We start from the raw sequence: 12,793 nt of genomic DNA on the forward strand, positions 1-12,793 counted from the left end.
TTGCAGAAGAAAATTGGGGAATTAGGACTTTTTGTAGGAAAGATTGTTTTGAGAAATGACAATGAGCATTTCGCTCTAGGCTATCAGATTTTGATTGAATAGTTGGAGGTGGTTGTGTTTGAAAAATTTAGATAAGTGGTGAAATGTATTTCCTAATGAAACATTTTACCACCCACATAAATGACTTTCGAAAGCTCAAAAATCTCAATTTGCATGAATACCTATGATTGGAATCCTTGTCCATTATAATGTGGTTCTTTCAGTATGATTAATATGACAAAAAGCGAAAAATAACTTAGATTCTCACATGGCAGAACAAACAAAAACGCCCCTTAGCCGTAGCAAAGGGGCGTTTGAATGAAAGCAATGAATGAATTTATTGGTTCGATGAGTCTAAATATTCACAACTCAGCACTCAACTTTATTGCTTAGGGTTTTTAACTGCAGCACTACCCGCAGCAGCAGGGTTGTAAGCCAACTCGTTGTCTGGTACATCCCAGTAATCTAAGTATCCGTAAGTAATAGAGGCTTTGGTATTGATGGTTTTACCATCTTTAGAAATAACCACCGCATTTTTGCGACCGCTATCCAATACACCCCAACGACGAGCGTCATAGAATGACAAACCACGGAAAGCCAAGGCAACACGTCTTTCTTTACGAAGTTCTTCTTTAACCGTAGCCAAGTCAGTTGAAGCAAGCGCTGCTAAACCAGCACCTTGGTAATTACGAACATTATTGATGCTAGTTGCTGCACCAGCGATATCGCCAGTGTACAATTTAGCTTCAGCTTTCATCAATTCGTTTTCTTCGTAGCTACCAACCATATACAACTCAGCCATACCAGCAGTACGGTTTGTATAAACCATCACACCAGCTAAACCATTACCGCCGTCTTTGATACCCCAACGAGTATTGAATGCATTACCACGGTCAGAGTTACCAACCCAAACAGCAAATTGGTTGAAGTTGTTAGCCAAACGCTTATCGCCAGTATTGAAATCCTGAATCAAACGTTCTGAGATTTTGTAAGTACCACCCGAAGCGTTAGCACCTACACTACGAGCCGCCACCGAATAGTTCAATGGAGAGAAAATATCACCAGCCGTGTTAGTATTACCAGCAAATACTGGATCTGAAGCACCTACACCAGCGTTCGTCAAGGTTAAAATTTGATTCCATTGAGCAGCAGTCATCGAAGCCACAGGTGTGTTTACGATGATATTACGAGCTTTCAATGTATTCAAGTTTTTCACCCATTGTCCTGTGGTCGGAACAGCACCTTTACCAGTTTGGAAGTAACTTGGAATCAAAGCAGTCATGATAGTTGTATAATCAGCTGTATTCGTGATTGCGCCTAATAAAGCTGCTGCTTTGTCATAGTTGGCATTTGACTCCTCTATGATTTTTTCTTTAGTTACGTAGTTGCCATTTGTTGAGCTCGAAGCATCATTAATCAAACCAGCATAATAAATTGAACCAATACGAGAGTAAGCAAATCCTTTCCAAAAATAGGCCCATGCTTTGATGGTATTCTTTTTGGTTGTAGCATCTCCCGAAAAAGTAGTCTTTTCAACAACCTCCAAAACAGAGTTTGCTGCATTATTCAAGCCATACATCAAAGCCCACTCATGAAACCCCGGGTTACCACCTTGTTGAGCATTTACGTTTACGTTACGCAACAAAGTAATCTGCTGACTAGGAGAGTTAGGGTTTGGTACAACAGTACCATCATCCAAAGTTACCGAGTTTGGCGCTGATAAGTTGTTCATGTAGGTGTTGGCAGCCTCAGCGGCTACTACATCACCCATCATTTCATGAAACCCAATCACACCATTGTAGAATGCCCCAACAACACCATCGTAATATTTATTACCAGATGAGGTGAAACCATTAATATAGATTGCACCCTGAGCCAAGCCTACAACCCCTGATTCGGTAGCAGCACTGGCAGGTGTTGGTTGGTTAGGGTTTTGAATATCGAGTTGATCTTTGCACGACATCATCATGCTACCCATGAGTAGCACCGAGAGTGCAGTAATTTTTATCTTTTTCATTCCTTGTGTCGTTTAAACTGAATACTTATTTCTGAAAATAAAGACCTAAAAATAGAGTCTTCTATTGGAGAAAATTTGGCTGACTAGAAACCAATATTCAAACCTAATTGGTAAGAACGAAGGTTAGGCATCGTGTTGTGGTCAGTACCTCTATCCCAAGCAGAAGCGTTTGCACCCGAAGAAATCTCTGGGTCCATACCTGTGTATTTGGTGATAGTAGCCAAGTTACGACCAGTCATTACCAACTGTAGTTTTCTAAAACCTTTGATACCGAATGCTTTTACTAAGTCGACAGCAACAGAAAGGTTACGCAAACGAGCAAATGAAGCATCTTCGTAGAAATAGTTTTTCGTACCATTACGAGAAACCTCAGCATAAACACCACGATAGAATGCAGACCAAGCTCCCGTTTGTCCATTGATGGTAATTGGCACTTGGTAATCAGCATGAATACCATCACGGTACATCCATTCTTTCGTTTGGTTGTATAAGTGTGAACCATATACCCAGTCAACTTGGAAGTTGAAATTAACGATACCTTTCCAGCTAAAGTCATTGATGAATGACATGTTGAATTTAGGGTTAGGGTCGCCGAATGCGAATTGTTTTGTAGAGAAATAGGGAGCTTTTGTGGTTTTGTTTACAACCCAACCATTACTTGCCACTTCATAATTACCACGGTTTGCTTCAGCAATGGCGAAAGTTCCATCTGGTAATTTTTCGTCTAGGCTATGAATCGCATAGAATCCATACAACTGACCGATTTTTTCACCTGCTCTTAATACATAACCCGTAGAACCTGCAGCCGAAGTGATAACGACTTCAGCACCACCACGTACAGCAGTAATTTCAGAAGTTTGCTTACCAAAGTTAGTAGTAAAGTTCCAAGAGAAATCGCTGTTTTTGAATATTGAAGCGTTCAATGAGAATTGGAAACCTCTTGAAGCCAATGAGAATGCGTTATCTTTCAAAGTACCAACCCCTGTTGATGGAGCAGCATCAATGTTATAAATCGCATTGTCGGTACTTCTTTTCCAGTAACTAGCGTTGATAGACAGGTCATTGAACCAAGGAGTACCTTTAGCTAATGATAAGCCAATATCTGTACCAATTTCAAGTTCTTTTGAAACCTCTACGTTCAAACCTGGGTTCGACTGTGACAATGGGAAGTAGAATGAGTTACTTGTACCAATGGTTTTAGTGTTCAATGTTACATAACGGTCAAATTGGTTTGGTTGGATACCAGCCTCACCATAAGCTGCACGAAGTTTGAATTCTTCCACAGTACTCGCAATTTTTGAATCTTTCCAGAAATCAAAAGCAGAAAGACGAACATAACCATCACCACGTGGGAAAGTAAATGGCGTCGAAGCAGCACCAAACGCAGAAGAGTAGTCAGTACGGAAACCACCAGAGATACCTGCTACTTCACCGTAATCAACACGTTGGTTTACTAAATAACCATACGTAACGAATGGGATTTTGTAATCACTAGCAATACGGTTTGTAGGCGTCTGAGAGGCGTTGAATGGCGTATAAGTTGGCAAACCTAAACCGTAAGTAATGTATTCTTTGTAATAACGATCTCTCCAGTCGAATGATACTTGCGTTGAAGTACGGATTGGTAAACTCAAACCGAAATCTTTTTGGAAATCAGTTTTGAAATACGCTGATGCCAAGAAGTTTTGGAAAGTGGTATTGTAAGTATAGTTATCTAACTCACCTGAGCCATCTGTACCATAGTTGCTGTAGAAGTACTGTTGATCTACGGCATTTTTGTTACCAGTTTGGTTCAAGTAAGTATAAATATTTTCTTGATGTTGGTAGTTGATACCATATTTAGCATCCAATTCTACAAATTTTGGAAACTGATAGTTCAAAGACAAGTTTTGAACTACATCAACCTTATTAATCAAAGAAGAAGTATATTGGTTTACAAAGTTAGGGTTTGCACCGTTTACCCCTACTGCATCACCAAAGTACACAGGATAGTTCCCATCTGTATCTTTGAAATCGTAGTTAGCAAAAGGACGAGAGTTGAATACTGAATAAATGATACTTCTACCAGTTGCATCATTGATGGTATTTTTAGTGTAAATCAACTGAGTGATTGAACGCAATTTCAAGCCTTTAGCCAATTCTGCACCAATATTTGAGGTAAAGTTTGTTCTTCCTATACCGCCCAAGTTTTTGAAGTTGGTTTCTTGTTGAGCGTGCGACAATGACATACTGAAATCACTTTTTGCTGTACCACCTGCGATTGCCACCGAATGTTGGTGGTTAGTAGAAGGCTGGAAGAACATCGAGAAGTGATCGTAATACTGCAAGTTTTTGTCGTAAGGCTTATTGATTTGAACGGTTGGGTCAGTCGAGTTCCAAATTACGTTTTCAGAATACGAACCATACGTAGGATCTAAAGTTAAAGGCTTTCCTGAGCCACCAACTACCTCATTATTAGCGTTGGTTACAAAACCATGCATATTGGCTTTTTTCAAACCACCAATGTTCAAATATTCAGAACGAATTACGCTAGAAGAAACATCAATAGTCAATTGACCATTTTTACCTTTTTTGGTAAATAACTGAATAACACCATTTGCCCCTTGAGCACCGTAGATGGTAGCAGCCGCAGCACCTTGAACAACCTCAACGCGATCGATGGTATTCAAATCGATTGAGTTCAAGTCAGTAGTACCTAATTGGATACCATCCAACAAAATCATTGGAGAAGTACCACGGTTGATGGTGTTGATACCACGCAACAAGATATTTACTGGCTGACCAGGCATACCGTTACCAGAAGTGATTTGCGCACCAGCAATTTTACCCACCAAAGCTTGGTCGATAGACGCAGACGGTACAGAAGGTAAATTTTTTGCACTTACCGACTGTACATCAATCGCCAATTTGCGTTTATCTACAGCAGCACCTGTACCCGTTACAACAACCTCTGAAAGTTGTTTTGCATCAACAGCCAATTTTACGTCAACAATCGAACGATTACCAATCGCTACGTCTTGGCTTGCCATACCCACGAAAGAGAAAGAAAGTGTACTATTGGCAGGAGCTAAAATTGAATAAACACCATTAGCGTCAGTTTGAGTACCTTTTGCTGTTCCTTTGAGTTGAACAGTTACTCCAGGAAGACTAGACCCGTCTTCAGCAGATGTCACCTTTCCTGTTACTTTGCGGTCTTGTGCCAAAATAAATACACAAGAAAGCATAGTCAACAAGAAAGTCATTAATAGACTTTTTCTCATGAACTAATTTAGTTAAGGTTGAAAAAATTTGTTAAGGTTATTTATGCCAAATTATAAAATTATCAAGAAACACACAATAGAGTTTCAAAATGATATTTTGCATTTTTCGAAAAACACCTCTTTTTTTCCTTCAATTTTCTCTAAAAAACCAAATTAATTCTAATCTAAAATAATGCGTTAGTACCTAATTTTGACCTAAAAATCTTTGATTTTGCCATTTTTTATAAGTAAAAACTACTAATAAATATACCATTTAAGTAGTCTATTTACCGTCTGAAAAAAATTCTAATCAAATCTTAATTTTTTTCTAATGTGTAGACCTATTTAGTGGTTCTTTGTATCTATATCATGCTCAATTAAATATACATTTTCTAAAAATTGAACATTTCTAAGGTATTATTCAAGGATTCAAACGAGGGTTTGAATCCCTGAAAAAACAAAAAACCGAGCCTAAAAAAAGCTCGGTTTTAAGAAACTATTCAATTGTCAGTTATTGAATCACGTTTACTTTGTAGAAGAATGGTGAACTATAAAAAGCCCCGCCTGTAATGTTGGGTCCGGTATTGGTATTGGTAAAGGTTTTACCGTTGGTTAGCTTCATAGTTCCCGTAATTTCAAAGCTATCTCCGACAGAAATATCACTAGCAGTCAGTTTTGTGGCAGTCAAAGCCTCCGAAGCTGAAACTGAGATAGTTGCACGAGGGTATCCAGAAGTCGGGTCTTTTGTAAAACTAGAAGCTGGAATACTTTTCAAAGCAACCTGAGAGGTTGTTTTGGTACCATTGGCAGGAGTGGCATCTACAAACTTAATTACCAAATCGTAAGATGAAAAAAGAGCGCCAAAGTTGGGTGTAATCGCCTCTGCCAAAAACTCCATTTTACTGGTTGAGAGCGCAGAAGTCTTGAATGTAAAAGAACTTGCGCTAACAGGATAGGGAGATACCGTTCTGATATAACCACCCGTTTCTAAGGCATTCAAATCGATAGGCTCAACCATTTCGGTTTTACAAGCTCCTACCAAGAGCCCCAAAACCAGCATTATTGAATATATCTTAAGATGTTTCATTGTATCAATTGTTTAACTTTGAAAAGAAGCCGCCTATTTGAATAAACTTGCAGGATTGTTATCCCAGAATACAGGCGTTGTCATATTGGCTTTCTGTTTCGCATTTACGTTTCTACTTACAAAAGCTGTTGGATAGTAGAACGAACGAATAAATGAACCAGGGTTTGGATCCAATGCAGGTTGCAAATTAAGCGGCATACCTGTACGACGATAGAGATTGTAGGCCTCTATACCGTTTCCATACAATGCAAACCAATATTCAGTTGCAATCACATTGAGTTTAGCCGAAGTTGAAGCAGCTGCGTCGTAGGCAGTTAAAACTGCTTGCACATAGCTATTCACCTGATCAGCCCAAACAATATTATTGCTAGTTTCGAAAGCAGTAATTTTACTTGATTCGGCTGAAGCCAACATAAATGCGCGTACATCTGCCATTGATTTACGAATAGCCGATTCTAACAAAGTTCTTGGTTCGCCATTCGTACCCAAGGTCAAGGCAGCTTCTGCTAACATAAAATCTGTAAAAGAAGACATTAACATAGGCTGAATTCCTGCACCAGCCGCTCCTGCTACCAAGGCTACTGGTCTACCAGCATCGTTGTCATACAACCCACCCGCAGGATATAATCCCCAAGCTGTTCTTTTCAAACCATCTGGTGGAATACCTTCGTTGCTCAAATGGTCACGTCCCCAATAACCTACGTTTGTTGGCAAACAGTAATAATCCGTTGCTGCATAGTGATTAGGTTTTTGGTTGGTAATACAACGTATTTCGTTTACATCCTTCGAGTTTACAGTTACCTGACGGTAGAAATAAGCTCTGATACGAGGGTCTTTTTTATCATACATCAAACCCATATAAGCGTTTGACTGATAGTCACCACCACCTGTAGGAGAATATTGTCCTGCATATCTTGGATGGCGGTTATCAGGGTTTACTTGGTTGCTTCCGTACTTAAAGGTAAAGTTTTGAGTCGTAGTAGAAATCAATTTATTCCCAGCAATCAGGGTATTAATTCCCGTTCTTGAACCTGCGGCATCAATCAACTTTCTGTTTAAGTAGATTTTCAACTTCAAAGTATTTGCTGCACGAATCCAGTTGTCAATGGTTCCACCATAATACAAATCAACAGTAAGACCTGATTTTGATTTGGCGTTGAAATTTTCGATGGCTTTATCCAAATCTGCCAAAGCAACTGTATAAATAGTAGCACCACCATCAACTTTCGGGTTAAAATTGGATGGATCCAAGGCTTCTGTATAAGGTACGTCGCCAAAAATATCCACAAAGTTCATCAACACCGAAGCACGTACTACACGAGCAACGCCAGCATGAATGAAAAACTCTCCTTGTTCTGCTAAAGGAATCAAGGTTTTTACATCATTCAAAATACCTGCGTAAGCGGTAGTCCAAGTACCATCTAATCCCCCTGGCGTAACGGCATTATCATAAATTGCAGCACCAGCATTAAGCATACGAGTCAATCGCATACCTGGGTCACCCACTTGGTTGAAATGTGTGGCATAACTCACTTGAATTTGACTAGCCAAATAGTTAATATCGGTATTATTGGTAGTCACGGCGTTAGGGTTGTCCAATAAGTCTAGCTTACACGAGCTTATGACTATCGACATCAACGCGAGCCATAAAAAATGTATTTTCTTTATCATCATCTCATCAGATTTAAAGTAAATTCTACACGTTTTGTGTAAGAATATTAGAACGATAGTTTGAGAGTTCCACCAATTCTACGAGCACTCGGTCCTGTCAAGAAATCAAAACCAAGACCATTACCAACTCCTAGACCTAGGTTATCTGTATCAAGATTCAGTCCTTTTGGAATATTCAAAGCTTTATACCAGAGGTTGTTTCCAGATACTGATAGACTTGCTCCTTTGATACCAAAACGTTTCAAGAAAGTTTTTGGCAAACTATAAGAAAGAGATACTTCTTGTAAACGAACCGTAGAACCATCGTACATACGGCCTTCGTCGCCGAAGAAGAATACGTTGTTGAAGTAAACGTCTGAGGCAGTAATTTGGGTGGTATTTGGAGAACCATCAGCTTTTACCCCAGGGAAAATAAATGTTTGAGCACGGTCATATCCTGTTTCCGGACCTGATTCAATCGTCAAACCTCTACCCAACAAAGCTCCAGCTGTAGAAGAATAAATTGCACCACCATGACGATAAGACACCATTACATTCAAAGAAAACTTCTTATAATTGAACGTATTGATTAAACTTGTGACAAACGCAGGGTTAGGATCGCCCAAGATTACAGGAGATGTAGTGGCCTGAAGGTTACCAGAGGCATCAATCAACAAACGACCTTGGTCGTCTCTACGGAAACCAGTACCCTTTATAATGTTGAAAGGTTTTCCTACGATGGCATAGTTACCTAATGCCGAACCAAAACCCGAAATCTGTACTTCTTGGATAGTTCCACCTAAATCCAACACTTCTGGCGTATTTCTTGAAAAGTTGAAGGTGGTTTCCCAACTAAAGTCTCCCCTTGTGAAAGGTGTACCCGACAAGCTCAACTCAATACCTTGGTTACGGATTTTACCAACGTTGATTGTAGTACTCGTATAACCTGTGGCAGCATCCAATGGAGCCGAAGTAATTAAGTTACGGGTATCACGACGGTAAACTGTTAGGTCAAAACTCAATTTGTTATTGAATAATTTACCTTCCAAACCAAATTCTGTTTCGGTATGAAGCTCTGGTTTCAAATTCGGGTTACCTAACGTATTATCCACTGAATGCGTCTGGATAGGACCAGTTGTAAACCAACCTCTCGCATTTTGGTTTAGGATATTACGTGTTTGGTAAGGATTAGGAAAACCAGCCGATGTACCAATACCAGCACGAACTTTCAAGAAATTGATGGTATTGTTTGCCAAACCTTCAAAAGCGGTTGTTGGAACAAAAGACAAACTAGCTGATGGATAGAAAATTTGTCGATTTTCTTTTTCCACAGTAGAAGTCCAGTCATTTCTCCCTGCTACGTTGAAAAATAAGTAGTTTTTAAAATCAGCAGTAATTTCTCCGAATACCCCCAAACGAGTTTGTTCACTAGTAAAGTTACTTGCAACGTTATCGATGAAGTTGGAGTGACGGAATAAATTACGAGCTAATTGATTTTGGGAGGTAATGCTGTATTGAGAAAAACGGTCATTACGCATGTTTCCCCCCACTTTACCCGATAAAGTAAGGATGTCTGAAAGGTTTTTTGTATAAGATACAATCAATGAGTTATCCCAGATAGTATTTTTAAAATTAAGTGTATTGTACAAGCCGTTTACCAAGGCTACCCCGCCTTTATTCAACATATATTCTTGTTGTTCGTCGTAAGTATCCAAACCAATTTTGTACAATAACATTAAATCTTTACCTAGCTCATAGTTGAATGTGGTTGCTGAAAAAAAGCGATTTACGACACCAGTCGTTTTGTAATTTGCTAAAATCCATCTTGGATTTGGAATATCGTTACCACTTCTAAAATATACCGAGCTACCATCTACAGGGCTTTCATAAGGCCAGCCCATCAAATCTACCTGACGAGGCGTAAAGAGTACGTTTGCCAAAACCGATGGAAAATCGTTGGCATTGTTACCCTGACCAGCACTCAAAGGTGGCGCATACTGATCGGTATTAGCAAAGTTGAATGAAGTAGTTGCCGAAAGTTTTTTGGTCAATTGCGCATTCAAGCCTAATCCTATGTTCAATCTTTTGAGACCGTTCTCAGGAATAAAACCTTGCTCTGCATTATAACCTGCCGAAACGTTATAACTTACTTTTTCACCACCACCTGAAATATTCAAAGAGGTATTTGAAATAAGCCCAGTTCTGAAAAAGTCTTTTACGTTATTCGGGAAAATTTCCATTTTGTACGGACTCACTGAAGCTACATAATCAGCCATAGCCGCACGCGTGGTAGCATTCGTTAAGAAGGCATAAGGGTGGGTTGTCAAAGCTGCGTTGGTATTTTGAGAAGGATACAAGTATGCCTCCGCTAATGACGGCCCCCAGTTACTAAAGAAATAACCCAAGTTTTGTTGAAAACCACCAACATAAGTATTCTGATAACGAGGTAAATGTGCCGTGTTTGTAAACACTGATTGAGTTACCGAAAATTCAGTTTGGCGTGCTTTCTTCGTACCATTTTTGGTTGTAATCAAAATAACACCATTACGACCTTGGTCACCGTAAGTAACCGTGGCGGCCAGACCTTTTAGCACAGTTACGTTTTCGACATTGTTTGGGTCAATATCTAAGAAACGGCTTGAAGAAGATTGTCCACCACCTGTAAATCCTCCACGTGTGTTGGTATTGGAGTTGAAAGGAACACCATCCACCACAAACAAAGGCTGTACAGAACCAGTAATAGAGGAATACCCGCGAATGGTAATATTGGTACCTGTACCAGACACCCCCGAAGTAGAAGTAATATTTACCCCAGGAATTTTGCCTTGTAAAACCCTACCAACATCCGCTTGTGGGCGGTCTTCCATTACCTTTTTGTCTAAAGTGGTAATTGAATAACCCAATGCACGCTTTTCACGAACGATACCCTGTGCCGTTACAACCACCTCTGACAACTGCTTTGTATCGCTACTAAGCTGTACATTGATGGTGGTTTGAGCACCTACAGGAACATCTTTGGATTCGAAACCTACGAAGGAGAATCGTAGAACGGCATTTGAGCCACTAACTGGGAGAGAAAAACTACCCGAGGCATCGGTTTGAGTACCTTTGGTAGTACCAAGAAGTGTAATAGATACACCTGGCAAAGCAGCTCCGTCTTCGGCAGACGTCACCTTCCCCACCACCTTACGATCTTGTGCCTGTAAAAACGCACAGGACAATAAGGTAGCGAGAAAAGTCAAAAGGAGACTTTTCTTCATAAATTGTAGTATTTAGTAAAGGTTAAAAATTTGTATTGCAAACTCAAATTAGTAATTTATCCAGAATACTACAAAATTTTAAACAAAATATTTTATTAATTTATACTGAATATTTAGTCATTTTTATTGAAAATATTACTTTTTACAGTATTTTATATAAGTATAAACCACAAACACTAACTAAACTTGCCACAAAATAGCCATTTTTTAAGCTACAAATTAAGTATTTTAGTCTACACAAAACACTGAATTGTCGCACAGCAATTGGTTAGAAAACGTCATTTTTACTTTTTTTTAAAAATTTACCTTCCAAGGAAATTTTACTTATTATTATTAAATAATAAAATTGTACTTTTCTAATGATGCCATTTTTAATTTTTTAGGACAGCTTCAAAATTAAAATTACGTGCATATTCATATCCTGCCTTAAAAATATCCTTAGCCTTTCGAATATCTTGTGGTTCAAAATTTACCAAAGAGGGTGGCTCTATTAATAAATCACATTGTGCCAGTCGAGGTTTTGAATTATTGTTGATAGCCAAATAAAGACTTTTTTGAACCACACTCGGAATAGATTTTAAATTGGGATTTTTACCGAAGGGATTACAATGACTTCCAATAATAATATCGCAATGTGGCAAAAGTGGTTCGACAGGCATATTATTTAATACTCCTCCGTCTACTAGCACTCGACCCTCAAAAGTGAGAGGTTCAAACAATCCAGGAATACTACAAGAGGCTAACACAGGTTTTATAAGCTCGCCAGAAGAATAAAAAACGCTTTCGCCCTGCATAATATCCGTGGCGTTTACAAATAATGGTAGTTTAAGATTCTCGAAAGTATTGTGCGGGAGATACTCCAAATAGATTTCTTCTGCTTTTTGCATACGTAACAAACCCAATCGACTAAATGCAGGACGAAAGGCTTTTAGGGTATTAGAAGAAACAACTATCTCAAAAATATGATCGGGAGAATAGCCTGCAGCAAACATTACCCCAGCAATAGAGCCTGCACTGCAACCTGAAAGGTAATCAATCGCAATTTTTTTCTCCATCAAGGCCTTGAGTACTCCCAAATGTGCAATGCCTCTGGCTCCACCGCCTGATAAAACTAATCCAATTTTTTTCATATAGACCTTATCTGTGTATCTGTTATCTGTGTATCTGTTATTTGTGTATTTGTTATTTGTGTATCTGTTATTTGTGTATTTGTTATTTGTGTATCTGTTATCTGTGTATCTGTTATCTGTGTATCTGTTATTTGTGCATCTGTTATTTGTGTATTTGTTATTTGTGTATTTGTTATTTGTGTATTTGTTATTTGTGTATCTGTTATTTGTTATTTGTAAAAATCATTCCCCCGTCCCTCTTCTTCCCCATACTTATCTCCTTCTTCACTATCCCCTCACCCCTATACCCTCTTTCCTTATACTATCTATCTCCTTCTTCACTATCCCCTCACCCCTATACCCTCTTTCCCCTCACCCCTATCCCCTTTTTC

At 39.0% G+C, this 12,793-nt stretch carries 6 protein-coding genes; all 6 read right to left on the minus strand.

Annotated elements, in window-relative coordinates; translation table 11 throughout:
* Window positions 1-421: 421 nt before the first annotated feature.
* Window positions 422-2,056 (minus strand): RagB/SusD family nutrient uptake outer membrane protein, encoded by a 1,635-nt coding sequence (locus ACOVQ4_RS21255; protein ID WP_421822606.1) that lies wholly within the window; start codon window positions 2,054-2,056, stop codon window positions 422-424.
* A gap of 83 nt (window positions 2,057-2,139) precedes the next feature.
* Window positions 2,140-5,316: a SusC/RagA family TonB-linked outer membrane protein gene (locus ACOVQ4_RS21260; protein ID WP_421822607.1), complete on the minus strand. Its 3,177-nt coding sequence runs from the start codon at window positions 5,314-5,316 to the stop codon at window positions 2,140-2,142.
* A gap of 490 nt (window positions 5,317-5,806) precedes the next feature.
* Window positions 5,807-6,382, minus strand: coding sequence for a hypothetical protein (locus tag ACOVQ4_RS21265; protein WP_421822608.1), 576 nt, complete (start codon window positions 6,380-6,382; stop codon window positions 5,807-5,809).
* A gap of 33 nt (window positions 6,383-6,415) precedes the next feature.
* Entirely contained in the window at window positions 6,416-8,053 is a 1,638-nt protein-coding gene (locus tag ACOVQ4_RS21270) for a SusD/RagB family nutrient-binding outer membrane lipoprotein (RefSeq protein ID WP_095163409.1), read from the minus strand.
* A 47-nt stretch (window positions 8,054-8,100) separates the two neighbouring features.
* Entirely contained in the window at window positions 8,101-11,292 is a 3,192-nt protein-coding gene (locus ACOVQ4_RS21275; protein ID WP_421822609.1) for a SusC/RagA family TonB-linked outer membrane protein, read from the minus strand.
* Window positions 11,293-11,663: 371 nt separating this feature from the next.
* Window positions 11,664-12,422 (minus strand): patatin-like phospholipase family protein, encoded by a 759-nt coding sequence (locus tag ACOVQ4_RS21280; RefSeq protein ID WP_421822610.1) that lies wholly within the window; start codon window positions 12,420-12,422, stop codon window positions 11,664-11,666.
* Window positions 12,423-12,793: the final 371 nt, after the last annotated feature.

The organism is Flectobacillus sp. (assembly GCF_049240685.1).
Classification (GTDB): Bacteria; Bacteroidota; Bacteroidia; order Cytophagales; family Spirosomataceae; genus Flectobacillus.